Source organism: Streptomyces sp. NPDC003393, assembly GCF_053589015.1.
In genome coordinates, this window is sequence record NZ_JBSFRB010000041.1 from 62408 (window position 1) to 86557 (window position 24150).

At 72.7% G+C, this 24150-nt stretch carries 23 protein-coding genes and 1 riboswitch; of the genes, 18 read left to right on the forward strand and 5 right to left on the reverse strand.

Going from position 1 to position 24150, the window contains the following annotated elements; translation table 11 throughout:
- Window positions 1-29: 29 nt before the first annotated feature.
- Window positions 30-1094, forward strand: a complete 1065-nt coding sequence (gene trpD, locus ACWDUZ_RS30720) for an anthranilate phosphoribosyltransferase (protein ID WP_451635073.1) — start codon at window positions 30-32, stop codon at window positions 1092-1094.
- Between the two features lie 77 nt (window positions 1095-1171).
- Window positions 1172-1288: riboswitch (SAM riboswitch) on the forward strand.
- 183 nt (window positions 1289-1471) lie between these two features.
- The gene (locus tag ACWDUZ_RS30725; RefSeq protein ID WP_451635074.1) at window positions 1472-2857 is read left to right on the forward strand and encodes an aminotransferase class V-fold PLP-dependent enzyme; all 1386 of its coding nucleotides are present in this window, start codon (window positions 1472-1474) and stop codon (window positions 2855-2857) included.
- A gap of 39 nt (window positions 2858-2896) precedes the next feature.
- On the opposite strand, the gene ACWDUZ_RS30730 is transcribed toward ACWDUZ_RS30725, so the two are convergent.
- Together ACWDUZ_RS30730 and ACWDUZ_RS30735 are read right to left on the reverse strand one after the other, a co-directional pair.
- Entirely contained in the window at window positions 2897-3178 is a 282-nt protein-coding gene (locus ACWDUZ_RS30730) for an Lrp/AsnC family transcriptional regulator (RefSeq protein WP_451635075.1), read from the reverse strand.
- Complete coding sequence (locus tag ACWDUZ_RS30735) at window positions 3175-3927, reverse strand: rhomboid family intramembrane serine protease (RefSeq protein ID WP_451635076.1); 753 nt, start codon at window positions 3925-3927, stop codon at window positions 3175-3177. Before ACWDUZ_RS30735 ends, ACWDUZ_RS30730 begins: the two co-directional genes overlap by 4 nt.
- A gap of 157 nt (window positions 3928-4084) precedes the next feature.
- Between ACWDUZ_RS30735 and ACWDUZ_RS30740 the strand changes: the two genes are divergently transcribed.
- The 6 genes from ACWDUZ_RS30740 (at window position 4085) to ACWDUZ_RS30765 (ending at window position 10887) form a co-directional block, all read left to right on the forward strand.
- The gene (locus ACWDUZ_RS30740; protein WP_018567422.1) at window positions 4085-4324 is read left to right on the forward strand and encodes a hypothetical protein; all 240 of its coding nucleotides are present in this window, start codon (window positions 4085-4087) and stop codon (window positions 4322-4324) included.
- Window positions 4325-4385: 61 nt separating this feature from the next.
- On the forward strand, window positions 4386-5735 hold the full coding sequence (locus tag ACWDUZ_RS30745; RefSeq protein ID WP_451635077.1) for an NYN domain-containing protein: 1350 nt from the start codon (window positions 4386-4388) through the stop codon (window positions 5733-5735).
- A 346-nt stretch (window positions 5736-6081) separates the two neighbouring features.
- Window positions 6082-7116 carry an NlpC/P60 family protein gene (locus ACWDUZ_RS30750; protein WP_451635092.1) on the forward strand — a complete coding sequence of 345 codons (1035 nt, stop codon included), beginning with the start codon at window positions 6082-6084 and terminating at the stop codon, window positions 7114-7116.
- A 257-nt stretch (window positions 7117-7373) separates the two neighbouring features.
- A complete protein-coding gene (locus ACWDUZ_RS30755) occupies window positions 7374-8414 on the forward strand; it encodes an NlpC/P60 family protein (RefSeq protein ID WP_451635078.1) in 1041 nt (346 codons plus the stop codon).
- Between the two features lie 110 nt (window positions 8415-8524).
- Complete coding sequence (locus ACWDUZ_RS30760; protein WP_451635093.1) at window positions 8525-9682, forward strand: hypothetical protein; 1158 nt, start codon at window positions 8525-8527, stop codon at window positions 9680-9682.
- Window positions 9683-9744: 62 nt separating this feature from the next.
- Entirely contained in the window at window positions 9745-10887 is a 1143-nt protein-coding gene (locus ACWDUZ_RS30765; protein WP_451635079.1) for a glycosyltransferase family 4 protein, read from the forward strand.
- A 99-nt stretch (window positions 10888-10986) separates the two neighbouring features.
- Here ACWDUZ_RS30765 and ACWDUZ_RS30770 read toward each other — a convergent pair whose 3' ends face one another.
- The gene (locus ACWDUZ_RS30770) at window positions 10987-12783 is read right to left on the reverse strand and encodes an AMP-dependent synthetase/ligase (RefSeq protein ID WP_451635080.1); all 1797 of its coding nucleotides are present in this window, start codon (window positions 12781-12783) and stop codon (window positions 10987-10989) included.
- A 316-nt stretch (window positions 12784-13099) separates the two neighbouring features.
- On the opposite strand from ACWDUZ_RS30770, the gene ACWDUZ_RS30775 reads away from it, so the two are divergent.
- The 6 genes from ACWDUZ_RS30775 to ACWDUZ_RS30800 all read left to right on the forward strand — a co-directional run bounded on the left by ACWDUZ_RS30775 (window position 13100) and on the right by ACWDUZ_RS30800 (window position 18382).
- A complete protein-coding gene (locus ACWDUZ_RS30775; protein WP_451635081.1) occupies window positions 13100-13897 on the forward strand; it encodes a metallophosphoesterase family protein in 798 nt (265 codons plus the stop codon).
- Between the two features lie 161 nt (window positions 13898-14058).
- A complete protein-coding gene (locus tag ACWDUZ_RS30780) occupies window positions 14059-14502 on the forward strand; it encodes an SRPBCC family protein (RefSeq protein WP_451635082.1) in 444 nt (147 codons plus the stop codon).
- A gap of 146 nt (window positions 14503-14648) precedes the next feature.
- The gene (locus ACWDUZ_RS30785; RefSeq protein ID WP_451635083.1) at window positions 14649-15821 is read left to right on the forward strand and encodes an ArsA family ATPase; all 1173 of its coding nucleotides are present in this window, start codon (window positions 14649-14651) and stop codon (window positions 15819-15821) included.
- Between the two features lie 57 nt (window positions 15822-15878).
- The gene (locus ACWDUZ_RS30790) at window positions 15879-16442 is read left to right on the forward strand and encodes a DUF5304 domain-containing protein (protein WP_451635084.1); all 564 of its coding nucleotides are present in this window, start codon (window positions 15879-15881) and stop codon (window positions 16440-16442) included.
- 131 nt (window positions 16443-16573) lie between these two features.
- Window positions 16574-17527: an ROK family glucokinase gene (locus ACWDUZ_RS30795; protein ID WP_451635085.1), complete on the forward strand. Its 954-nt coding sequence runs from the start codon at window positions 16574-16576 to the stop codon at window positions 17525-17527.
- Between the two features lie 105 nt (window positions 17528-17632).
- A complete protein-coding gene (locus ACWDUZ_RS30800) occupies window positions 17633-18382 on the forward strand; it encodes an endonuclease/exonuclease/phosphatase family protein (RefSeq protein WP_451635086.1) in 750 nt (249 codons plus the stop codon).
- 94 nt (window positions 18383-18476) lie between these two features.
- Here the strand turns inward: ACWDUZ_RS30800 and ACWDUZ_RS30805 are convergent, their stop codons facing one another.
- Together ACWDUZ_RS30805 and ACWDUZ_RS30810 are read right to left on the reverse strand one after the other, a co-directional pair.
- Entirely contained in the window at window positions 18477-19127 is a 651-nt protein-coding gene (locus ACWDUZ_RS30805) for a hypothetical protein (RefSeq protein ID WP_451635087.1), read from the reverse strand.
- Window positions 19120-19899 carry an alpha/beta hydrolase gene (locus ACWDUZ_RS30810; RefSeq protein ID WP_451635094.1) on the reverse strand — a complete coding sequence of 260 codons (780 nt, stop codon included), beginning with the start codon at window positions 19897-19899 and terminating at the stop codon, window positions 19120-19122. The genes ACWDUZ_RS30805 and ACWDUZ_RS30810 overlap by 8 nt, the downstream gene beginning before the upstream one ends.
- Before the next feature lie 161 nt (window positions 19900-20060).
- Here ACWDUZ_RS30810 and ACWDUZ_RS30815 point away from each other — a divergent pair, with 161 nt between their 5' ends.
- The 4 genes from ACWDUZ_RS30815 (at window position 20061) to ACWDUZ_RS30830 (ending at window position 24077) form a co-directional block, all read left to right on the forward strand.
- A complete protein-coding gene (locus ACWDUZ_RS30815) occupies window positions 20061-20852 on the forward strand; it encodes a lysophospholipid acyltransferase family protein (RefSeq protein ID WP_451635095.1) in 792 nt (263 codons plus the stop codon).
- A gap of 72 nt (window positions 20853-20924) precedes the next feature.
- Complete coding sequence (gene macS, locus ACWDUZ_RS30820) at window positions 20925-22166, forward strand: MacS family sensor histidine kinase (protein WP_451635088.1); 1242 nt, start codon at window positions 20925-20927, stop codon at window positions 22164-22166.
- Window positions 22163-22846, forward strand: a complete 684-nt coding sequence (locus tag ACWDUZ_RS30825; protein WP_451635089.1) for a response regulator — start codon at window positions 22163-22165, stop codon at window positions 22844-22846. The genes macS and ACWDUZ_RS30825 overlap by 4 nt, the downstream gene beginning before the upstream one ends.
- A gap of 202 nt (window positions 22847-23048) precedes the next feature.
- On the forward strand, window positions 23049-24077 hold the full coding sequence (locus tag ACWDUZ_RS30830) for a 6-phosphofructokinase (protein ID WP_451635090.1): 1029 nt from the start codon (window positions 23049-23051) through the stop codon (window positions 24075-24077).
- Window positions 24078-24150: the final 73 nt, after the last annotated feature.

The following is a 24150-nucleotide window of genomic DNA, read 5'->3' on the forward strand; positions in this document are numbered from 1 at the left end:
AGTCCGGGACACCGACCCAGGAGCGGCTTATGAACGCTGTGACCCCCGCTGGAGGCGACACCGCGGCGGGCCGTTCCTGGCCCCGGGTGCTGAACGGACTGCTGGACGGCCGGGACCTGACCGCCGACGACACCGCCTGGGCCATGGACCGGATCATGGGCGGTGAGGCGACGGACGCCCAGATCGCCGGATTCGCGGTGGCGCTGCGGGCCAAGGGTGCGACCGTCGAGGAGATCACCGGGCTGGTCCGCACGATGTACGAGCACGCGAACGTGATCGAGGTGCCGGGCGCCACCGTCGACATCGTCGGCACGGGCGGCGACGGCGCGAAGACGGTGAACATCTCCACCATGTCGTCGATCGTCGTCGCCGGCACGGGTGCGAAGGTCGTCAAGCACGGCAACCGGGCCGCGTCCTCGGCCTCCGGGGCGTCCGACGTGCTGGAGAAGCTGGGCGTCAATCTCGACCTGAGCCCCCAGCGGGTGGTGGAGGTCGCCGAGGAGGCCGGGATCACCTTCTGCTTCGCGGTGAAGTTCCATCCGGCACTGCGCCACGTGGGCGCCGCACGCGGGCAGTTGGGGATCCGTACGGTGTTCAACGTGCTCGGTCCGCTGACCAACCCGGCGAAGGTGAGGGCGCAGGCGGTCGGTGTCGCCGTGGCCCACGAGGCGCCGATCGTGGCGGGCGTCTTCGCCGAGCGCGGGAACTCCTCCCTGGTCTTCCGGGGCGACGACGGCCTGGACGAGCTGACCACCACCGCGACCTCGCGGGTGTGGGTCGTCCGTGACGGCAGGGTCACCGAGGAGGCCTTCGACCCGCGGGACGTGGGCATCGGCCTGGTGCCGGTGGAGGCGCTGCGCGGCGCCGACGCCTCCTACAACGCGGAGGTCGCCCGGCGCCTGCTGGACGGCGAGCAGGGGCCCGTACGGGACGCCGTCCTGCTGAACTCGGCGGCCGCCCTGGTCGCGCTGGAGCCGGGCTCCGGCACTCTGGTGGAGCAGATCAGGTCCGGCATGGAGAAGGCGGCGGAGTCCATCGACTCCGGGGCCGCCCGGCGCACGCTGGAGCGCTGGGTGACGGCCAGCAACGCATGACGTGACGGCGGGTGTCGTGGTCCCGCGATCCGGACACGGGTTGCGGGACCACGATCACCTCGCGTACGTTCCTTCCAGGTCATGAGTGACAGCCATGAGGCCCCGGCCGGCTGTCCGGCAACCCTCCGTCCGTGGCGGGGTGCCCCGGGTGAGGACCAGGCCGTAGGCAGCTGGGTCTACGGCAAGCGCGGACCCCTCACACGCTTGTGAAGAGCGTGGGGCCAGGGGTCCTGGTCGTACGAGGGAGCCTTCCGTGAGCAAGCGAATGCGATAGGGCCGCAGAGCCCCGCCTCCGCATCCCCCTTTTTCACCTTCACCCACGCTCGAGCCGTGCCCGCTCGCGTGGTGATTCCACCTGCTTCCACGGGAGTTCACCCATGTCCGTCTCCACCCTTGCCACAGACCAGTCCGTTCGTTCCCCGCTGCCCGTTCTGGGCAGGGATGTCACCGTGCCGCTCGTGACGGGTGGTGAGGTCACCTACGCCGCCCTCGACTACGCGGCCAGCGCCCCCGCGCTCCAGCGCGTCTGGGACGACGTGGCGGCGTACGCGCCGTACTACGGCAGCGTCCACCGCGGCGCCGGCTACCTCTCGCAGCTGTCCACCGACCTGTTCGAGAACGCCCGCGGCACGGTCGCCGAGTTCCTCGGCTGCCGCGAAGGGGACCAGGTGGTCTTCACCCGTTCGACGACGGACTCGCTGAACCTGCTGGCCCGTGCCCTCCCCGCCGGCTGCCGGGTGTTCGTCTTCGAGACCGAGCACCACGCCTCACTGCTGCCCTGGGAGTCGCTCCACGCCGCCCGGGGGAGGGACGCGCGGGTGACGTACCTCGACGCCCCGCGCACCCCGCAGCAGGCCGTGGCCACGCTGGAGCGGGCGCTGGCCGACCGCGAGCCCCACGGCCCGGCCCTGGTCTGCGTCACCGGTGCCTCCAACGTCACCGGCGAGCTGTGGCCCGTACGGGAGCTGGCCGCCGCCGCGCACGCGCACGGCGCCCGGATCGTCCTGGACGCCGCCCAGCTGGCCCCGCACCACCCGGTGTCGGTCTCGGACCTGGACGTCGACTATGTGGCCTTCTCCGGCCACAAGCTGTACGCCCCCTTCGGCTCCGGGGTGCTGGCGGGCCGCGCCGACTGGCTGCGCCAGGCCGAGCCGTACCTCGCGGGCGGCGGCGCGAGCCGCCGGGTCGCACGGCGCACCGACGGGGGAGTGGAGGTGGAGTGGCACGACGGCGCCGCCCGCCACGAGGCCGGCTCGCCCAACGTCATCGGCGCCTACGCCGTCGCCTCGGCCTGCAAGGCGCTGACGGAGGCCGGCTTCGACAGCCTGGTGGCCCGTGAGCAGCGGCTGATCCGCCTGGTGCGGGAGGGCCTCGCCGACGTCCCCGAGGTGCGGATCCTCTCCCTGTTCGGGGACGACGCCCCGCGCGTCGGCGTGATCTCCTTCGTGGTCGAGGGCTGGAACAGCTCCCACTTCGCCGCCGCGCTCTCCGCCGAGTACGGCATCGGCGTGCGCGACGGGCTGTTCTGCGCCCATCCGCTGGTGCGCACCCTGCTGGGCAGCGACCCCCGCACGCAGGGCGAGTGCGGCGCCCCCGAGGCCGCGCCCGGTGAGAGGTCCCTCAACGCCGTCCGCATCAGCTTCGGCGCGGGCACGCCGGACGAGCACGTGGCGCGGTTCGTGGCGGCGGTGCGGGAACTGGTGCGCGACGGCGCGAAGTGGCGGTACCGCACGGAGGACGGCCGCTGCGTCCCCGCGGTGTGACCCCGGGTCCTTCGGCGAGGCGGCGTCCGGGCGGTCGGGTCAGGAGTCCAGCCCGATGGCGAACGCCGCCTCCAGGTCGTGCTGTGAGTAGGTGCGGAACGCCACGTGCGTGTCGGTGGCCTCGACACCGGGGATCTTGCTGATCCGCCCGGGGATGATCTCCGCGAGGTCCTCGTGCCGGCGCACCCGGACCATGGCGATCAGGTCGTACGTGCCCGTGACGGAGAAGACCTCGCTCACGCACTCCAGCGAGGCGATCCGCTCGGCGATCTCGGGGATCCGGTCCACGCTGGTCTTGATGAGGACGATCGCGGTGATCACGGCTGGTTCTCTCCCTCGGGGGCCGGAGCAGGGGTGACCTTCACTCTAGTGGGCCGCCCGTACCTCGCCCACGCGTAGGCGAAGCCCAGCCCGAAGCCGATGACGTGGGCCAGGTAGGCCACCCCCGGGCCCTGGCCGGCCTGTCTGGCGGCCAGCCACTGCAGGGCCGCCCAGAACGGCAGCACCACCCACGCGGGCAGCCGCAGCGGCAGGAAGAACAGGAACGGGAAGAGGCTGGTCACCCGGGCCCGCGGGAACAGATACAGAAACGCCCCCAGGACCGCCGAGATGGCGCCCGAGGCCCCCACCAGCGTCTGCCCGGAATCGGCGTGGGCGGCGGCGTAGCCCAGCAGGGCCAGGTAGCCGCAGCCCAGGTAGAACAGCGTGAACTGAGTGCGGCCCATCCGCTCCTCGGTCATCGCCCCGAAGACGTGGAGGAAGAGCATGTTGCCCAGCAGATGCACCCAGCTGCCGTGCACGAACAGGGCCGTCGCGGGGGTCAGGGCGGCCCGTGGAGCCCCGGAGAACAGCTCGGCGGGGATCACCCCCCAGCGCTGGAAGTAGGACCGCTGGGCGAGCAGCAGCGCGTTCCCGCTGCCGTAGAAAGGAGTGAGGCCCGAGGCCGGGCCGAGCACGAACACGAGACAGCACAGGACGACCAGCGCACTCGTCGCCGGCGCCGGCATGGTCCGTACCGCCCTGAGGGCCCTGACCGTCCGGGCCGCCACCGCGTTCCTGTACCCGCTCATGTGCACAGAGCATGGCGTACCAGGACGCATCGGCATGGACCGCCTCGCCGCCGTGGACACCCGGGCGGCGAGTGCTCACCAGGCCGTAGGGTTACGAGCCGGCGCTCCAGGGAAGCTGGCGCGTCACGGACACTGGAAGGAAGGCGAACAGGTCGCGATGACGGTTCCCCTGCCGACCGCCACCACCCGGTGGCGCTGCACCCTCTGTGGCAACCTCACCCGCTTCGACGTGACGCGCTCGTCGAAGGTCGTCGAGTACGTACACCTGGACCTGGCCGGAGAGCCCACGGTCGAGGAGCGCGAGGTGGTCAGTGAGACCATCGAATCGGTGCGCTGCCGCTGGTGCAACGCCGTGGACAAGGTGGAACTCGTGGACAGGCCGGGCGCCGGCTCCTGAGCGGAGCGGGCCCCGCACAGGTGATCCCCCACCGGGGGTCCCGCAAGCATTGGGGTGACGGATGGTGGAGACACAAGGCGGGGAGCCGGACGACGGCGCCGCTGAGGTGCTCGACCGTCCGCTGCCCGACGGGGTGCGCCGCCGGGTCGTGCAGATCATTGCCGACGCCTTCGGCCGCCTGACGGTCGCCGAGCTGCCCGCACAGCTGCGGCAGTACGCCCGGTTCGCCCCCAACCGCAGGGCCAAGTTCGCGGGCAACGCCATGGCGGCGGCGCTGGAGACCGACACGCTGTTCCGGCAGCGCGTCGGGGAGAAGTTCAGAGAGGTCCAGCCGGAACTGTGCGGCGCCCTGGACTCCGGCTCGCCGCCCGCGGCCGCGGAGCCGCTCGACGTGGCGGCCGCGGCCTATGTGCTGCGCCCCGCGGGCTGGGTGAAGCTGGTGACCGCCGCCGGCGAGGAGGCCCAGCGCGCGCACGCCGAGCGCGTCGACGAGGAGAGCCGGGCCGAGCTGGAGCGGCTGCGCGCGCAGCTCGACGCGGCCCGCGAGCAGACGCGCACCGAGACCGAACGGCTGCGCGCCGAACTGGACTCGGCCAAGAAGGAGACCGAGTCGCTGCACCGCAAGCTGCGCGCCGCGCTCAGCGACGTCAAGCGCGGTGAGGCCGCCCTGCGCAAGGCGCGTGCCGAGACGGAGGCCCTGCGCGCCGAGGGGCAGGCGCAGGTGTCGGCCGCCGACAGCGAGACCCGGCGGCTCAAGGCCCGCCTGGGCGAGGCCGAGGCCGCCCTGGAGGCCACCCGCAGAGCGGCCCGCGAGGGACGCAGCGTCGAGGACATGCGGGTCCGGTTGCTGCTGGACACCATGCTGGACGCGGCCCAGGGGCTGCGCCGTGAACTGGCCCTGCCGCCGGTGTCCGTCCGGCCCGCCGAGACGGTGGACGCGGTCGAACCGGGACGGATGACGCCGAAGGACATCGCCGCCCGCGCCCTGTCCGAGCACGACCCCGCGATCCTCGACCAGTTGCTGGCGCTGCCCCAGGCCCATCTGGTCGTGGACGGCTACAACGTCACCAAGACCGGCTATCCGCAGATGCCGCTGGAGAAGCAGCGGCTCCGGCTGCTCGGGCAGCTCTCGCAGCTCGCCGCGCAGACCGGCGCCGAGGTCACCTGTGTCTTCGACGGGGCCGAGCTGGCCGCGCCGGTGCTGCTCGCGCCGCCGCGCGGCGTGCGGGTGCTGTTCTCCAAACCGGGTGTCACCGCAGACGAGTTGATCCGTCAGCTGGTGCGGGCCGAGCCGCCCGGCCGGCCGGTCATCGTCGTCTCCACCGACCGTGAGGTGGCCGACGGCGTCGCCCGGGCGGGGGCGCGCCCGGTGGCCTCGCTGGTGCTCCTGAAGCGCCTCTCACGCGGCTGAGTCCGCCCTGAAGCGCCTCCTCACCCCGCTGAGCCCACTTCTGTGCGGCCTCTTGTTCCGCTGAGCCCTTTCTGGCGTGAAGCGACGGCACCCCTTCCGTGCGATGCAAAACGGACATAAGGCGATCAGCGCATCAATCGCAACGTAGAGGTTTAACGCCTGAATTGACGGAACCGTCACGCAACGTAGCGTCAACCGTGTCTTACGCCCGGTGAGTTGTGTGCAAAGAATGCATGCTGTGATGGGATTTTTTGCTGTGAGGATTTGAATTCATCACGATGAGGTCACTAGGGTCTGGGCTCGAACCTCCAAGCGGGTGATCGCTCAGAAGAAGGAGCTCGCTTTCGTGGCCTCCCACCGTCGACCCAAACAGCCGAGCCGTGCGCGTGTGACCGTGCTCACCACCGCAGCTGCTGCCGCCGTTGCCATCAGTGCGCAGGCGGCCAACGCGGCACCGAGCGCGAAGCCGAGCAAGGACGAGGTGAAGTCCAAGGTCGACAAGCTCTACGAGCAGGCGGAGCAGGCCACCGAGAAGTACAACGGGGCCAAGGAGAAGCAGGAGAAGCTCCAGAAGGAGATCTCCACCATCCAGGACAACGTGGCCCGCGGTCAGCAGGACCTCAACAAGCTGCGTGACAGCCTGGGTTCGCTCGCGGCCGGCCAGTACCGCTCCGGCGGCATCGACCCGTCCGTGCAGCTCTTCCTCTCCTCCGACCCGGACAGCTACCTGGACAAGGCCTCCACGCTCGACCAGTTGAGCGGCCAGCAGGTCGACGCGCTGAAGAAGATCCAGGACAAGCAGCGCGAACTCGCCCAGGAGCGCGCCGAGGCCACCGAGAAGCTCAAGGACCTCGCCGCCACCCGCACCGAGCTGGGCAAGAAGAAGAACGAGGTCAAGGCGAAGCTCGCCGAGGCGCAGAAGCTGCTCAACACCCTCACGGCGAAGGAGAAGGCCGACCTCGCCGCCGCCGACAAGGCCCGCGCCACCCGCGCCAGCGAGCGCGCCGCGATGGGCAACACGGCCCCCGCCTCCGGCCGGGCCGGCGCCGCCTTCGCCGCCGCCCAGAGCAAGACCGGCTCTCCGTACGTCTACGGCGCCACCGGCCCCTCCTCCTTCGACTGCTCGGGCCTGACGTCCTGGGCCTACGCCCAGGCCGGGGTCGCCATCCCGCGCACCTCGCAGGCACAGGCGAACGCCGGCACCCGCATCTACTCGCAGAGCCAGCTCCAGGTCGGCGACCTGGTCCTGTTCTACGGCGACCTGCACCATGTCGGCCTCTACGCGGGCAACGGCCAGGTGCTGCACGCTCCGCGCACCGGGACCGTCGTGCGCTACGAGTCGATCAACAACATGCCCTTCCAGTTCGGCGTCCGCGTCTGAGTCTCCTCCCAGCCTCCCGGCGCCCCACTCGGCGCCGCCCGAACGAGCGAATCGCACCAACCCGCGTTTGACCCCTCGCCCCGCCCCTGACCTGCGTCGGAGGCGGGGCGCGGTGCTGTGCGCCCGTCGAGGTGCGCGGCCGGGGCGGGTGCGCGGGGCTAGTGTCGGCGCCGTTTCCCTCACCGCCGGGACCCGACCCGCGACCCGGCACCCGGGGAAGCTGCCCGTGTTGCCCAGTGGAGGGAGTTCGGCTTCCCGTGAGGTCCCATCGCCGCCTTGCACCGTCCGGGTTCGTCCGGGGCGCCGGCGCCGCCCGCGCCGCCTTCACCGTGATGTCCGCCGCGGCCGCCGTTCTCGGCGCCCTGCCGGCCGGCCCGGCCGCCGCCGAGCCGCACGACGGCGCCCGCTCCGAACTCGACCGCCTCTACCAGGAGGCGGAGAAGGCGACCGAGGCCTTTGACAAGGCGGGCGAGCGCGCCGGCCTGCTGCACCGGCAGGTCCGCGACTCCCAGGACCGCATCGCCCGGCAGCAGCAGCGCGTCAACACCCTCAGGGAATCGCTCGGTTCCCTCGTCGGCGCCCAGTACCGCTCCGGCGGCCTCGACCCGTCCCTCGCCCTGCTGTTCTCCGACGACCCGGCCGACTACCTCGACAAGGCGAGCACGCTCGACCGGATCGGCGCCCACCAGGCCGGCGAACTGCGGAACCTGCGGCAGGCGCTGCGGGAACTCGCCCAGGAGCGCGCCGAGGCCACCCACGCCCTCACCGAACTCCAGAAGGCGCGCAGGGCCGTCGTCACGCACAAGCGGGCCGTCGAGCAGAAGCTGGCCCGGGCCCGGACACTGCTCAACTCCCTGTCCCCGTCCGAGCGCGCGGCCTACGAACGGGCCTCCCGCGCCGGCCGCGACGACCTCCTGTCCGGTCTCTCCGGGCTCGACGGCCCGGCGGCCTCCGCCCGCGCGGCCGCCGCCGTGGCCGCGGCCCGCTCCGCGCTCGGCCGCCCGTACGTCTGGGGCGCCAACGGCCCCTCGGGCTTCGACTGTTCGGGCCTGATGCAGTGGGCGTACGCCCAGGCGGGGGTGCATCTGCCGCGCACCTCGCAGGAGCAGCGCCATGCCGGACGGCGGATCCCGCTGTCCCAGGCGCGCCCCGGCGACCTCGTCGTCTACCGGTCGGACGCCGGCCACGTCGGGATGTACGTCGGCCACGGCAGGGTCATCCACGCGCCCTACCCGGGCGCACCCGTGCGCTACGACCCGGTCGGCATGATGCCGATCTCCTCGGTCACCAGGGTCTGATCCTCTCGGTCAGGAAGGTCGGATGTCCTCGGTCACGAGGGTCTGACGGCGGCGTCCCGGCGCCGTACCATCGGGAAGTGGCTGGTCGAAGGCGGGTGTCGAGATCCTCGATGGCGGCGGTGTGCCTGCTGCTCGCCTCGCTGACGGCGTGCGGCGGCCAGACCGCCGCCGGCACGGCCCGGGACCAGGTGCAGCGGCTGCTCGACCGGCGCGCGGCCGCCGTGCTGCACCACGATCCCGCCGCCTTCGCCGCCACCGGCTACCGTGCGCCGTACCCGAACCTGAGGGCCGTGCCCTTCGCGGCCTGGTCCTACCGCGTCACCGCGCTGCGCCGCACCGGCCGGGGGGCCGTGGCCGACGCCGAACTGCGCTACCGGCTCACCGGCTACGACCGGGCGTCCGTCACCGCCGGCCGCACCCTGACCCTGGCCACCAAGGCCGACGGCACGTGGTACGTGGTCTCCGAGCGGCCCGCGCGCAAGGCCGCCCAGCAACTGTGGGACCAGGGCCCGGTGTCGGTGATCCGGGGACACAGCACCGTCGTCCTCGGGGTCGGCCAGAGCGGCGGGACCCTGCGCGGCTACGCGGACCTGGCCGACCGGGCGGTGCCCGCCGTCTCCCAGGCCTGGGGCACGGACTGGGGCCGCCGCGTCGTCGTCCTCGTCCCCAAGTCCCTCGACGACATGGCCGGACTGCTCGGCTCGCCCGCCTCCGAGTACCGGGGGATCGCGGCCGTCACCACCGGTGAGGCGGGCGGCGGCGGGCAGGCCCCGGCGGACCGTATCATCCTCAACCCCGACGCGTACGGCATGCTCGGCACGCTCGGCCGGCAGGTCGTCCTCACCCACGAGACCACCCATGTCGCCACCCGGGCCCACACCGACCCGGCCACCCCGCTGTGGCTGTCCGAGGGCTACGCCGACTGGGTCGGCTACCGGAACTCCGGTCGGACCCCGGACCAGGCCGCGCCGGAACTGGAGCACGCGGTGGCCGAGGGACAGGTGCCGTCCGCGCTGCCCGCCGACCAGGACTTCGGCTTCGCCGGGGACGCCGGCCGGCTCGCCCGGGCCTACGAGGGCGGCTGGATGGCCTGCCTGATGATCGCCGACCGCTGGGGCGAGCGGAAACTGGACGACTTCTACCGGGCCGTCGGCGCGCACCGGCAGCGCGCGGGCGCGGTCGAGGACGCCCTGAGGACCGTGCTGGGCACCGACCTGGAGGCGTTCACCGGGCAGTGGCAGGGGTACTTGCGCACGCGGCTGGGGTGAGCCGGGACGACTGGGTACGGCCGTCCGGGGCGGTGGGAGCGGATTGGATAGGGTCGGCGGCGATGCACAAGACCCTCATCGTGACCAACGACTTCCCGCCCCGGCCGGGCGGCATCCAGGCGTTCCTGCACAACATGGCGCTGCGGCTGGACCCGGACCGGCTGGTCGTCTACGCCTCCACCTGGAAGCGGAGCCGGGAGGGCGTCGAGGCCACGGCCGCCTTCGACGCCGAGCAGCCGTTCACCGTCGTACGGGACCGTACGACGATGCTGCTGCCCACACCGGCGGCGACCCGCCGCGCCACCGGGCTGCTGCGCGAGCACGGATGCACGTCGGTGTGGTTCGGGGCGGCGGCGCCGCTCGGGCTGATGGCGCCCGCGCTCCGACGGGCGGGCGCTCGGCGGCTGGTGGCCACCACGCACGGGCACGAGGCCGGGTGGGCGCAGCTGCCCGCCGCACGCCGGCTGCTGCGGCGCATCGGGGAGTCGACGGACACGATCACCTACCTCGGCGAGTACACCCGCTCCCGGATCGCCACCGCGCTGACCCCTCGGGCGGCGGCGCGGATGGTGCAGCTGCCGCCCGGCGTGGACGAGAAGACCTTCCATCCGGCCTCCGGCGGTGACGAGGTGCGGGCCCGGCTCGGGCTCACCGACCGGCCGGTGGTCGTGTGTGTCTCCCGGCTGGTGCGGCGCAAGGGGCAGGACACCCTGATCCGGGCCATGCCCCGGATCCTGGCCGCCGAGCCGGAGACGGTGCTGCTGATCGTCGGCGGGGGTCCGTACGAGAAGGACCTGCGCTTGCTCGCGGCGGAGACCGGGGTGGCGGGCTCGGTGCGCTTCACCGGCCCCGTGCCCTGGTCCGAGCTGCCCGCGCACTACGGCGCCGGTGACGTCTTCGCCATGCCCTGCCGCACCCGGCGCGGCGGGCTCGACGTCGAGGGCCTGGGCATCGTCTACCTGGAGGCGTCGGCGACCGGGCTGCCCGTCGTCGCCGGGGACTCCGGCGGCGCGCCGGACGCGGTGCTCGACGGCGAGACCGGTTGGGTCGTGCGCGGCGGCTGCCCCGAGCAGGCCGCCGACCGCATCGTCACCCTCCTCGGCGACGCCGCCCTGCGTCGCCGCATGGGCGAGCGGGGCCGCCGGTGGGTCGAGGAGAGATGGCGCTGGGACCTGCTGGCGGACCGCCTGGAGGAGCTGCTGTAGCGGCCGGGAGGGGCGGCCCGGCGGCCGGAGGGCGGGTCCGGCGCCGCCCAGCGGTCCCGGCGGCCCGGCAGCGGCCGGCTGCGCCGGGCCCCCGCGGACCTACTTCGCGTAGATCGCCTCGATGTCGTGGGCGAAGTCCTTGGCCACCACGTTCCGCTTGAGTTTCAGGGACGGGGTGAGGTGGCCCGACTCCTCGGTGAACTGGCTGGACAGGACGCGGAACTTACGGACCGACTCCGCCTTGGACACCGCGGCGTTGCCGTCGTCGACGGCCGTCTGGAGGGCGGCGAGCAGATCCGGGTCCTCACGCAGCGACGCCGGGGTGGAGCCCGCCGGCTTGCCGTGCTCGGCGGCCCAGCGGCCCAGGAACTCCTCGTCGAGGGTGATCAGCGCGCCCACGAACGGCCGTCCGTCGCCCACCACCATGCACTCCGCGACCAGCGCGTGCGCCCGGATGCGGTCCTCCATCACGGCCGGGGCGACGTTCTTGCCGCCCGCGGTGACGATGATCTCCTTCTTGCGGCCGGTGATCCGCAGATAGCCGTCCTCGTCGAGGGTGCCGATGTCACCGGTGTGGAACCAGCCGTCGGCCAGCGCCTCGGCCGTGGCGCCCGGGTTGTTCCAGTACTCCTTGAACAGGTGCTCGCCGTGCAGCAGCACCTCGCCGTCGTCGGCGATGCGAACCACCGAGCCGGGCAGCGGCTGCCCGACCGTGCCGATCTTCTGCCGGTCCCAGGGGTTGAACGCGGTCGCCGCGCAGGACTCGGTCAGGCCGTATCCCTCCAGCACCGTGAAGCCGATGCCGCGGAAGAAGTGGCCGAGCCGCTCACCGAGCGGCGCGCCACCGGAGATGGCGTACTCGCCGCGCCCGCCGAGCACCGCGCGCAGCTTGCTGTAGACCAGCTTGTCGAACGTCTTGTGCTTGATCCGCAGGCCCAGCGACGGACCCGCCGGGGTGTCCAGCGCCTTGCTGTACGCGATCGCCGTGTCGGCGGCCTTGTCGAAGATCTTGCCCTTGCCGTCCGCCTGCGCCTTGGCGCGCGCCGAGTTGTACACCTTCTCGAACACGCGCGGGACGCCCAGTATCAGCGTCGGGCGGAACGCGGCCAGCTCGTCGGTGAGGTTCTTGATGTCCGGGACGCAGCCCAGCTTGATCGGCGCCATCATCGGGGCGATCTGGACCAGCCGGCCGAAGACGTGCGCGAGGGGCAGGAACAGCAGGACGGAGCACTCGCCGGTGCGGAACAGCGGCCGCAGCCGCTCCACCACGTTCCCGCACTCGGCGAAGAAGCTGCGGTGGGTGAGCACACAGCCCTTGGGACGGCCGGTGGTCCCGCTGGTGTACACGATGGTCGCGGGGTCGTCGGCCTTCGCCAGCGAGCTGCGCTCCTCGACCGAGGCGTCGCTGATCCCGCTCCCGGCGCGGCCCAGCTCCTCGACGGCGCCGGCCTCGATCTGCCAGACGTTCTTCAGGGCGGGCAGGCTCTGGCGCACCGACTCGACGGCGGCGGCGTGCGCGTTGGTCTCCACCACGCAGGCGGTCGCGCCCGAGTCGCTGAGGATCCACTGGACCTGCTCCGGCGAGCTGGTCTCGTACACCGGCACGGTGATGGCGCCCGCGCTCCAGATCGCGAAGTCCAGCAGCGTCCACTCGTACCGCGTACGGGACATCAGTCCCACCCGGTCGCCCGGCTGGATGCCGGAGGCGATCAGCCCCTTGGCCGCGGCGTGCACCTCGGCCAGGAACGCCCGCGCGGTGACGTCCTGCCAGACACCGCCCACCTTCCGTGCGATCACGGCCACGTCGGGGTACTGCGTGGCGTTTCTGCGGACGATGTCGGTCAGATTGCCGTCCGCAGGGACCTCGTACAAAGCCGGAAGGCTGAACTCGCGCAAGACTGCTGCTCCTCATAGGGCGCCGGCGCCACGACGTTGTGTGATGCGACGGTGCGGTCCAAGGTCGAATCTGCTGCCCAGGGCTTCGCCAGGAGCCGCTTCGGGCTCATGGTTGAAATCCAGAGCACGACTGGACTGCCCGGAGGTTACCCGCCGGTATGGCTTTTTCGACAGGGGGTCCCTGCGAGATGTTCGCTGCGTCACACGATGGGTGTTTCTTCGCGCACAGTAGTAGACCGACTCAACAACTGGCCAGTAACAAGGAGCTCGGCCGTGACTGTTCACAACAGTGCCGCTCCCCCTACCCTTGATCGCCATGGCACCCACACCAGAGCTTGACCGCGGGACACGGATCCACGTGGTCAGCGACGTGCACGGCAACGTCCGCGACCTGGCCCGGGCCGGCGAGGGTGCCGACGCGCTGATCTGTCTCGGCGACCTGATCCTCTACCTCGACTACGCGGACCACTCGCGGGGCATCTTCCCCGACCTCTTCGGCACGGAGAACGCCGACCGCATCGTCGAGCTGCGCACCGCGCGCCGTTTCGCCGAGGCACGCGAGTTCGGCGCCCGGCTGTGGGCGGGTATCGACGGCGACCACGCCCAGGTGATCGAACAGGCCGTGCGCAAGCAGTACGCGGAGCTCTTCGCCGCGTTCCCCACCCCCACGTACGCCACCTACGGCAACGTCGACATGCCGCCGCTGTGGAAGGAGTACGCGCACAAGGGGACCACCGTGCTCGACGGGGAGCGGGTGGAGATCGGCGGCCGTGTCTTCGGGTTCGTCGGCGGGGGCCTGCGCACCCCCATGCGCACGCCCTACGAGATCGGCGACGAGGAGTACGCCGCCAAGATCGAGGCCGTGGGCGAGGTCGACGTGCTGTGCACCCACATCCCGCCCGAGGTGCCCGAACTCGTCTACGACACCGTCGCCCGCCGCTTCGAACGCGGCAGCCGCGCCCTCCTGGACGCCATCCGCCGCACCCGCCCCCGCTACGCGCTCTTCGGCCATGTCCACCAGCCGCTGGTACGGCGCATGCGGATCGGCATGACCGAGTGCGTCAACGTAGGGCACTTCGCGGGCACGGGCAGGCCCTGGGTTCTTCGGTGGTGACCGTTCGTGATCGTCGGCGACCGCGCCGGCCGGGTGATCCCTTCGCGCCACCTTCCCGTCATGTCCGCAGGTGGGGGTGGAGTCCGGCGCCCGGCCGCGCGGTAGCCTTCACGCTGCACACACGACCCGACTTCCGGCCCGCATCTGGAGGAGCCACGGCGATGGCGGAACACACCAGCTCGAGCATCACGATCGAGGCGGCACCGGCCGACGTCATGGGGGTGATCGCCGACTTCGCGCGCTACCCCGACTGGACGGGCGAGGTGAAGGAGGCCGAGGTCCTCACGGCCGACGAGCACGGCCGCGCCGAGCAGGTCCGCCTCGTCATGGACGCGGGCGCCATCAAGGACGACCAGACGCTCGCCTACACCTGGACCGGTGACAACGAGGTCTCCTGGACCCTGGTGAAGTCCCAGATGCTGCGCTCGCTCGACGGCTCCTACCTGCTCAAGCCGCTGGGCACGAGCTCGACCGAGGTCACCTACCAGCTCACGGTCGACGTCAAGATCCCGATGCTGGGCATGATCAAGCGCAAGGCCGAGAAGGTCATCATCGACCGCGCCCTGGCAGGTCTGAAGAAGCGCGTGGAGTCCGGCGAGAAGTAGCGCGTGGCGCCGGGCGGACCGCAGCGCACGGCAGGGCGGGAGCCGTGCCGGGGCGCGCGTCCTGACGCCCCGGCCGTGCGCCGGACGAAGGGGCCCGGGCCTCCGGTGGGCGAACGAGTCGCCGGACACGGCTAGCGTTCAGCCTTATGCGCACCCTCCTGATCACCGGCCCGGGCGGCTCCGGTCGCACCACTGTCGCCGCGGCCACCGCGCTGACCGCCGCCCGCCGGGGCACCCCCACCCTCGTCCTCAGTGCCGACCGCACCGACACCCTCGGTGCGGCGCTCGGCACCCCGACGGGCGCCGAGCCGGTGCGGGTCGCGCCGGACCTCACCGCGTGGCGCCCCGACGCCACGGCCGGCTTCCGCGCCGATCTCGCCGCCTTCCAGGACCGCGCGGCAGCCGTCCTCGACGTGCTCGGCGCGGCCCGCCTGGACGCCGAGGAGGTCACCCCGCTGCCCGGTACCGAGGAGCTGGCCCTGCTGCGCGCCCTGCGCGACGCGGCCCTGTCCGAGCGGTTCGAACTGCTGGTCGTCGATCTGCCGCCCGTGCCGCAGGCCCTCGCGCTGCTCGCCCTGCCCGCCGAGCTGCGCCGCTACCTGCGCCGGCTGCTGCCGCCCGAGCGGCAGGCCGCCCGCGCGCTGCGCCCCGTGCTCGGCCGGCTGGCCGGTGTGCCCATGCCGGCCGAGTGGCTGTACGAGACCGCCGCCCGCTGGGACGTGGAGCTGGCCGCCGTGGAGGCCGTCGTCGCCGACCCGGGCACCGCGGTGCGCCTGGTCGCCGAGCCCGGGCCGACGGGCCTGGACGCCGTGCACGGCGCCGCGCTCGGACTGGCCGTGCGTGCCCTGCCCGTGGAGTCGCTGGTCGCCACCCGGGTCCTGCCCGAGGCGCCCGCGGACTCCTGGCTGGCGGGCCCGGTGGCCCAGCAGCGCAAGGCACTGGAGGAGTGGCGGCAGACGTACACCGTCCGCCCGGCCGCCCACCTGGGCCGCGACCCGCGCGGCCGGGACGACCTCACCGCCCTCGCCGTGCCCGCCGCCGACCCGGCGTCCGGCGGCCCGGTCGAGTGGCCGGTCACCGACCGGCTCGCCGAGGACGGCGTGCTGGTGTGGTGCATCCCGCTGCCGGGCGCGGTGCGCGAGGAGCTCGACCTCGTGCGGCGCGGCGAGGAACTCGTGCTCACCGTCGGCCCCTTCCGCCGGATCGTTCCGCTGCCCTCGGCCCTGCGCCGGTGCACGGTCGACGGCGCCGCGCTGCGCGAGGGCGAACTGCGCATCCGGTTCGCCCCGGACCCCGCGCTGTGGCCCCGCGAGAGGTGAAGGGCATCCGCCCGTTCGGGTAACGTCGGAAGGACGAACCGTAGTCAGGAGTCCGCCATGAGCAGCGAAGAGCACACACCCTCCGACGCCGCTCGGGACGACGTCGCTCAGGAGCAGACCGCCGAGCAGACGGCCGAGCGGACCGCCGCCGGGACGCCGCACGCCGGTGACGCCGACGCGTGGGCCACGGCCTGCGCCGAGGACCTCGCGGCGGAGCAGGTCCGGCGCCGCGCGCAGTACGGCCCGCCGCCGGGTTCGGCCGCCGAGGAACTGCGCAAGTTCGTCGACACGGTCGCCGACAAGCTGTCCTCGTTGCAGGCGCCGCTGTTCGGCGCGGTCGCCGGGCCCGCCGCCCAGCAGGTGGTGCGGCAGGTCGTGCAGCAGGCGAAGGCGGCCGTGGAACCCGTCATCGAGCGCAACCCGGACGTCTTCAACCACCTGGCGGCGGCCGGTGGCGAGCTTTTGGCCGCCTACCGCTCGGCCGTCGAGGCCCAGGAGCACCGCTGGACGACGCGTGCGAGCGGCCTGGACGACGACCTCCGGGACGGCCTGCGCGACGGCGACGACCGCCGTGACCGGGGCGAGGGCACCGGCGGCGGGGAGCGCATCGACCTGGACTGACCGTCCCGGTGTCCCCGACCGGCCGTCCTGCCGCGGCGTCCGGCCTGCCCAGCGGGTGGACGACGCGAATCGGACGGCAGGGCCTCGGGTACGGTTGGCCGTAGCGGGGCTCGACCGAAACTGAGGGATTCATGGGACTCACCATCGGCGTCGACATCGGCGGCACGAAGATCGCGGCCGGCGTGGTCGACGAGGAAGGCAACATCCTCTCGACCTTCAAGGTGCCGACCCCCACCACGCCCGAGGCCATCGTGGACTCCATCGCCTCGGCGGTGGAGGGCGCACGCGCGGGGCACGAGATCGTCGGCGTGGGCATCGGCGCCGCCGGTTACGTCAACCGGCAGCGCTCGACGGTCTACTTCGCCCCCAACATCCACTGGCGCAACGAACCGCTCAAGGAGAAGGTCGAGGCGCGCGTCGGCCTCCCGGTCGTCGTGGAGAACGACGCGAACGCCGCGGCCTGGGGCGAGTACAAGTTCGGCGCCGGCAAGGGCCACCGCAACGTCATCTGCATCACGCTCGGCACCGGCCTCGGCGGCGGCATCATCATCGGCAACAAGCTGCGCCGCGGCCACTTCGGCGTGGCCGCCGAGTTCGGTCACATCCGCATGGTGCCGGACGGCCTGCTGTGCGGCTGCGGCTCGCAGGGCTGCTGGGAGCAGTACGCCTCCGGCCGCGCGCTCGTGCGGTACGCCAAGCAGCGCGCCAACGCCACCCCGGAGAGCGCCCAGGTGCTGCTGGCCCTCGGCAACGGCACCCCCGAGGGCATCGAGGGCAAGCACATCTCGATGGCCGCCCGCCAGGGCTGCCCCGTCGCGGTCGACTCCTATCGCGAGCTGGCCCGCTGGGTCGGCGCCGGCCTCGCCGACCTGGCCTCCCTCTTCGACCCGTCCGCCTTCATCGTCGGCGGCGGCCTGTCCGACGAAGGCGAGCTGGTCCTGGACCCGATCCGCAAGTCCTACAAGCGCTGGCTGGTCGGCGGGAACTGGCGCCCGGTCGCGGACGTGCTGGCCGCCCAGCTCGGCAACAAGGCCGGCCTGGTGGGCGCGGCCGACCTCGCCCGGGAGCCCGACCCGATCATGTGAGACGCCCGTGCGGCACAGGGGCGCGGGGAGCGGCGCGACGGGCCACGACGGACCGGCGGTCGCCCACGGACCTCGCGCCCCGGTCCTGGGCGTACATTGATCCACATGGCGCTGCTTCCCAACTCCCGCACCGAGCCCGACGGTTCCGCCGTCATCCGCGTCCTGACCTACAACATCCGGTCCCTGCGGGACGACACCGACGCCCTCGCCCGGGTGATCAGGGCCTGCGCACCCGACCTCGTCCTCCTCCAGGAGGCGCCCCGGTTCTTCCGCTGGCGCAAGAAGCTGGCGCGCCTGGCGCGGGAGTCGGACCTGGTGGTCCTCACCGGGGGCGCCACGGCCGCGGGGCCGGCGCTGCTGTGCTCGCTGCGGGCCACCGTCGAGCGGACCGAGGACGTGCTGCTGCCGCTCACCCCGGGGATGCACCGCAGGGGCCTGGCCACGGCGGTCGTCCGGTTCGGCGGCGCCCGGCTCGGTGTGCTCGGCTGCCACCTCTCGCTCGACCGCGCCGAGCGGTACGAGCAGGGCGGCATGCTCCTGGACCGGCTGGCCGGGATGGGCGTCGAGCACGCGATCGCGGGGGGCGACATCAACGAGGGACCGGACGGCCCCACGTTCCGCCGTCTGGCCGCCACCCTCCAGGACGCCCGGGCCGCGGCCCCCTGGGGCGGCGACCTCACCTGGAAGGCCACCGGGCCGGACCGCCGCATCGACGCGATCTTCGCCACCCCCGGCATCGAGGTCCTCGCCTGCGGCGTCCCCCACGACCACCCCGGAGTGACCGAACAGGACCTCCGGTCGGCCACCGACCACCTCCCGGTCCTGGCCGCTCTCAGGCTCCCGACGGCCCCGTAGCCCCTCGGCCCGGCCCCGGCGGTCCGGGACGCCGAGCCCCGTCGTCCCGGGGCGCGGTCCCCGCGGCCGCCGCGGTGGCGGTCCGCGCCACTGCCTACACCACCGCCCCGCGGCCCGGGTCGTCCTCGTCGTCGTCGCCGGGCTTCATACGGGCCACCAGGGTCACGACGCCGCCGAGGAACCCACCGATGCTGAGGGTGGTCAGCCACCAGGTCATGTCCCAGCCGAGCAGCACGGCCAGCAGGAGCAGCACCGGGCCGCCGGTGACGCCCAGCCACGCGAACTTCGCGGTCGCGTCCGCCTCGGGCAGCGGAGGCGGCTCCGGGGGCACGAAATGGCCCTCGCCGTCCTCGCCGAGGTCGTTCTCGGACGGCTCGCGCGGCGAGTAGTCGCGCGGGCCGGCGACGCCCGGTGCGAAGGAGACGGAGCTGCCGAGCGGCGGCGTGGCCGAGGCCGGCTCGCCCTCCTCCTTCGGCCGCTTCGACCGGGGGGGTTCGTCGTCCTCGCCCGGCATGTCCGGCAGCATCAGGTTCTCGATCGGCCGGAACGGCCGCGTGCCCGGCGGGTCCGGAGGCTCCTCGCCGTATCCGGCGACGATCGCCGCCCAGGCGGCCTCCTCGTCGAACGGGGTGCCGCCTTCCTGCCCGTCCGGCTCGTCGGATCCGGCCGCCTCGGACGCCGGCTTCACCGGCTCGACCGGCTCGCGGTTCTCGCGGCCCTCGCGGTCGGAGTCGTGCTCAGCCACCTGCCGCCGTCCCTTCCTTGCCGACACTGGGTGCGATCCGGCCGATGAAGCCGAAGCTCTCCGCGAAGATCCGGTCCGCGTCGTTGTCCAACGTCGCGACGTGGTAGCTGTGTTCCAGCAGCACCTCGGTGACGTCCACGGAGGAGACCCGGCTGAGGATCCGCGCGGAGTCGGCCGGCGGCACCACATGGTCCTGGGGGCTGCGCAGCAGCAGCAGCGGCTGCGTGACCTGCGGGAGCTCGCCGTCGACCAGCCGGAAGAAGGCCCTGAGCGAGTGCGCGCAGTGCAGCGGCACCCGGTCGTAGCCCAGTTCCGCGCTGTCCGCCTTGGCGATGTCGCTGGCGATGCCCTTCGTGGTGCGCACCAGGCGCCGGGCCACGGGCAGGGCGTACGCGGACAGGCCGTGCACCTTGTTCGCCGGGTTGACCACCACGACCCCGGCGACCGCGTCCCCGTGCCGCGCCGCCAGCCGGAGCGCGAGTGCGCCGCCCATGGACAGTCCGGCCACGAACACGTGCGCGCACCGCTCGCGCAGGGCGCGCAGTTCGCGGTCCGCCTCCGCGTACCAGTCCTGCCACCCCGTGATCGCCATGTCCTCCCAGCGTGTCCCGTGCCCGGGCAGCAGCGGGAGCGAGACCGTCAGGCCGCGCTCGGCGAGGTACTCGGCCCAGGGACGCAGCGACTGGGGGGAACCGGTGAAGCCGTGGCAGAGGAGGACGCCGACCTCCCCGCCCTCATGGCGGAACGGCTCGGCTCCGGGGAGGACCGGCACGTCGGTCTCCTGTTCGTGGAATCGGCTCGGCACGTCGATGACAGGTACTTCACCGTACGCGACGGCATTGACACCGACCAGGGCCGTCGGCTCCTTCGGCACCGGTTGGGGTTATGGTCTGATCGACACACACAGGAGGCAGTCGGTTGTTCTACGGCACGATGAAGGTCGCCATCGGGGGGCCGCTGAAGCTCGCCTTCAGGCCCTGGGCGGAGGGCCTGGAGAACATTCCGGCCGAGGGCCCCGCCATTCTGGCGAGCAACCACCTGTCGTTCTCGGACTCGTTCTTCCTGCCCGTGATCCTCGACCGCAAGATCACCTTCATCGCCAAGGCCGAGTACTTCACCACGCCCGGAGTGAAGGGCCGGCTCACCGCGGCGTTCTTCAAGGGCGTCGGTCAACTCCCCGTGGACCGCTCCGGCGCGCGCGGCGCGGGCGAGGCGGCGATCAAGAGCGGCATCGAGGTGCTGGAGCGCGGCGAGCTGTTCGGGATCTATCCCGAGGGCACCCGCTCGCCCGACGGCCGCCTGTACCGCGGCAAGCCGGGCGGTCTGGCCCGCGTGGCGCTGGCCACCGGCGCGCCCGTCATCCCGGTCGCCATGATCGACACGGAGAAGATCCAGCCCCCGGGGAAGGTCGTTCCCAAGCTGATGCGTCCGGGCATCCGGATCGGCAAGCCGCTGGACTTCACCCGCTACCAGGGCATGGAGCAGGACCGCTTCGTGCTGCGCGCGCTGACCGACGAGGTCATGTACGAGATCATGAAGCTGTCGGGGCAGGAGTACGTCGACATCTACGCGACCGCCGCCAAGCGGCAGATCGCGGAGGCGGCCAAGGCGGAGAAGGACGCGGAAAAGGCGGCGAAGGCCGCCCTCGCCCAGGCCGCGAAGGAGCAGGCCGCGAAGGAGCAGGCCGAGAAGGACCAGGCCGAGGGGGAGAAGAAGGCGCAGTGACGCGGTAGGGGCGGAAGGCGCAGAACGGGACGGGCGGACCGCACAGCCGGCGGTCCAGGACCAAGGGGGGGCATGCCCGGGCGCGAGCGTGTCATGAGAATGTCGGTCGAGCAGCCCATGTGGCGTGCGCTCGCCGGCTACCGCGTGCTGACGATGCTCTACGCGGTCGGCCTGTTCGCCACCGCCTACGACCGCTTCCCGCGCCCCTGGGTCGCCGTCGCCTACTACTGCGTGCTGTGCGTGTGGACCCTCGCCACCCTGCCCAGGGTCGCGAACGCGGCGAGCTGCACCAAGCGGTTCCTCGCCGTCGACCTCGCCGTCGCGGTGACCGGCATCCTCCTCACGCCCCTGGCCGACACCCAGGCGCGGATCGCGGACGGCGGCCCGACCCTGTCGTCGATCTGGACCGCCGGCTCCGTCCTCGCCTTCGCCCTCAAGGGCGGCTGGCGCTGGGCGGCCCTCGCCTCCACCGCGGTCGCCGCCGCCAATCTCGTCGAGCGCGGCGCCCCGGCCCGCGACACCGTGCACAACGTGATCCTGGTCTGGGTCGCCTCGATCGCCATCGGCTACGTCGTCGAGGTCGCCCGTGCCTCCGAACGCACCCTCGCCCGCGCCCTGGAGATCGAGGCCGCGACCCGCGAGCGGGAGCGGCTCGCCCGGGACATCCACGACGGCGTGCTCCAGGTGCTGGCCATGGTGCAGCGGCGCGGCGCGGTCATCGGCGGCGAGGCGGCGGAGCTGGGCCGGCTGGCGGGGGAGCAGGAGGTGGCGCTGCGCACGCTGGTCTCCGGTGGACTGGTCCCCGTCTCCCGGGTCTCGCGGGACGCGGCCGACGGAGCGGTCGTACGGATCGTGGACGACGGGACGGACGAGGACGGCGAGGAGCAGGACGGGAGCGGCCCCGTCGACCTCCGCTCCCTGCTGGCCCGCTGGGCCGGCTCCCGGGTCAGCCTCGCCGAGCCCGGCGCCCCGGTACCGCTGCCACCGGCGGTCGCCCGGGAGCTGGCCGCGGCCGTCGGTGCCGCGCTGGACAACGTGCGCCGGCACGCGGGCGAGGACGCGCGGGCCTGGATCCTCGTCGAGGACGAACCGGACGGCGTGTTCGTGACCGTCCGGGACGACGGGCCCGGCATCCCCGAGGGCCGGCTCGCCCAGGCCGAGGGCGAGGGCCGGCTCGGCGTCGCCCAGTCGATCAAGGGCCGGCTGCGCGACATCGGCGGCACCGCCGAGCTGATCTCGGTGCCCGGCCAGGGCACCGAGGTCGAGCTGAAGGTCCCCAGGAACCAGAAGAAGACGAGAGCGGAGAGCAGATGAGCGCACAGCAGGACCCGATCAAGGTCATGGTGGTCGACGACCACCCCATGTGGCGGGACGCCGTCGCCCGCGACCTGAGCGAGTCCGGCTTCGAGGTGGTCGCCACCGCGGGCGACGGCGAGCAGGCGGTGCGCCGCGCCCGGGCCGCCGCCCCCGACGTGCTCGTCCTGGACCTCAACCTGCCCGCCAAGCCCGGCGTGCAGGTCTGCAAGGAACTCGTCGCCGTCAACCCGGCGCTGCGGGTCCTGGTGCTGTCCGCGAGCGGGGAGCACGCCGATGTGCTGGAGGCCGTGAAGTCCGGGGCCACGGGCTACCTGCTGAAGTCGGCCTCCACCGAGGAACTGCTGGACGCGGTGCGCCGTACCGCGGTCGGCGACCCGGTGTTCACTCCCGGTCTGGCCGGCCTGGTCCTCGGCGAGTACCGCCGCCTGGCCGCCGAGCCCGCTCCCGCCTCCGGGGCCGGTGCCGACGAGCCGAAGGCGCCGCGGCTCACCGAGCGTGAGACCGAGGTGCTGCGCCTGGTCGCCAAGGGCCTGAGCTACAAGCAGATCGCCGAGCGCCTGGTGATCTCCCACCGCACGGTCCAGAACCATGTGCAGAACACCCTCGGCAAACTCCAGCTGCACAACCGTGTCGAGCTGGTCCGCTATGCCATCGAACGAGGCCTCGACGGCGACTGAGAGCGCCGCCCGGCATCCCGCCGGGCGGTCCCGCCGACGCCCGCGTCAAGCCGCGTACGCGGTTCATCCACTCTTTCGGGTGGATTTGCCGTGATCAACTAGCGGACATTCCACCGGAATTGACTTTCCCGCCCATGCCGAAGTGACGTGCGTCACCATTAGCGTGACCTTCACCAGGCAACCGCGGCGAAGGGACATTTCCATGCGGGTCGGAGTACTGACCGGAGGCGGCGACTGCCCCGGACTCAACGCCGTCATCCGGGGCGTCGTCCGCAAGGGCGTGCAGGAGTACGGCCACGAATTCGTCGGCTTCCGGGACGGCTGGCGGGGGCCCCTGGAGAACGACACCGTCCGCCTCGACATCCCCGCGGTGCGCGGCATCCTGCCCCGCGGCGGCACCGTCCTCGGCTCCTCGCGCACCAACCCGCTCAAGCAGGAGGACGGGATCCGGCGCATCAAGGACAACCTCGCCAAGCAGGAGGTGGAGGCGCTCATCGCGATCGGCGGCGAGGACACCCTGGGCGTCGCCGCCCGGCTGAGCGACGACTACGGCGTGCCCTGCGTCGGCGTCCCCAAGACCATCGACAACGACCTGTCGGCCACCGACTACACCTTCGGCTTCGACACCGCGGTCGGGATCGCCACCGAGGCCATCGACCGGCTCCACACCACCGCCGAGTCCCACATGCGGGTGCTGGTCTGCGAGGTGATGGGCCGGCACGCCGGCTGGATCGCCCTGCACTCCGGCCTCGCCGGCGGCGCCAACGTCATCCTCATCCCCGAGCAGCGCTTCGATCTCGACCAGGTGTGCGCCTGGATCACCTCCCGGTTCAAGGCCTCGTACGCCCCGATCGTGGTCGTCGCGGAGGGCGCCATGCCCCGGGACGGTCAGATGGTCCTCAAGGACGAGTCGCTGGACTCCTTCGGGCACGTGCGGCTGTCCGGGGTGGGGGAGTGGCTCGCCAAGGAGATCGAGAAGCGCACCGGCAAGGAGGCACGGACCACCGTCCTCGGGCACATCCAGCGCGGCGGCACCCCCAGCGCCTTCGACCGCTGGCTCGCCACCCGCTTCGGGCTGCACGCCATCGACTGCGTCCACGACGGCGACTTCGGCAAGATGGTCGCCCTGCGCGGCACCGACATCGTCCGCGTCCCGATCGCCGACGCCACCGCGAAGCTGAAGACGGTCGACCCCGAGCTGTACGAGGAGGTCGGGGTCTTCTTCGGCTGACCGGACACTCCGGAGGGGGGGGGGGGCGGGCCGGGGGGCGGGGCGCCCCCCCCGCCCCCCCCCCCCCACACAC

Excerpts from the sequence above, each read along its gene's own strand:
- ACWDUZ_RS30760 (WP_451635093.1), top strand. The coding sequence starts at position 8,525 with ATGGCGGCGGTGTGCCTGCTGCTCGCCTCGCTGACGGCGTGCGGCGGC.
- macS (WP_451635088.1), top strand. The coding sequence starts at position 20,925 with ATGCCCGGGCGCGAGCGTGTCATGAGAATGTCGGTCGAGCAGCCCATG.
- ACWDUZ_RS30740 (WP_018567422.1), top strand. The coding sequence starts at position 4,085 with ATGACGGTTCCCCTGCCGACCGCCACCACCCGGTGGCGCTGCACCCTC.
- ACWDUZ_RS30795 (WP_451635085.1), top strand. The coding sequence starts at position 16,574 with ATGGGACTCACCATCGGCGTCGACATCGGCGGCACGAAGATCGCGGCC.
- ACWDUZ_RS30785 (WP_451635083.1), top strand. The coding sequence starts at position 14,649 with ATGCGCACCCTCCTGATCACCGGCCCGGGCGGCTCCGGTCGCACCACT.
- ACWDUZ_RS30790 (WP_451635084.1), top strand. The coding sequence starts at position 15,879 with ATGAGCAGCGAAGAGCACACACCCTCCGACGCCGCTCGGGACGACGTC.
- ACWDUZ_RS30830 (WP_451635090.1), top strand. The coding sequence starts at position 23,049 with ATGCGGGTCGGAGTACTGACCGGAGGCGGCGACTGCCCCGGACTCAAC.
- ACWDUZ_RS30725 (WP_451635074.1), top strand. The coding sequence starts at position 1,472 with ATGTCCGTCTCCACCCTTGCCACAGACCAGTCCGTTCGTTCCCCGCTG.
- ACWDUZ_RS30735 (WP_451635076.1), bottom strand. The coding sequence starts at position 3,927 with ATGAGCGGGTACAGGAACGCGGTGGCGGCCCGGACGGTCAGGGCCCTC.
- ACWDUZ_RS30825 (WP_451635089.1), top strand. The coding sequence starts at position 22,163 with ATGAGCGCACAGCAGGACCCGATCAAGGTCATGGTGGTCGACGACCAC.
- ACWDUZ_RS30780 (WP_451635082.1), top strand. The coding sequence starts at position 14,059 with ATGGCGGAACACACCAGCTCGAGCATCACGATCGAGGCGGCACCGGCC.
- ACWDUZ_RS30775 (WP_451635081.1), top strand. The coding sequence starts at position 13,100 with ATGGCACCCACACCAGAGCTTGACCGCGGGACACGGATCCACGTGGTC.
- ACWDUZ_RS30765 (WP_451635079.1), top strand. The coding sequence starts at position 9,745 with ATGCACAAGACCCTCATCGTGACCAACGACTTCCCGCCCCGGCCGGGC.
- trpD (WP_451635073.1), top strand. The coding sequence starts at position 30 with ATGAACGCTGTGACCCCCGCTGGAGGCGACACCGCGGCGGGCCGTTCC.
- ACWDUZ_RS30815 (WP_451635095.1), top strand. The coding sequence starts at position 20,061 with ATGAAGGTCGCCATCGGGGGGCCGCTGAAGCTCGCCTTCAGGCCCTGG.
- ACWDUZ_RS30745 (WP_451635077.1), top strand. The coding sequence starts at position 4,386 with ATGGTGGAGACACAAGGCGGGGAGCCGGACGACGGCGCCGCTGAGGTG.
- ACWDUZ_RS30800 (WP_451635086.1), top strand. The coding sequence starts at position 17,633 with ATGGCGCTGCTTCCCAACTCCCGCACCGAGCCCGACGGTTCCGCCGTC.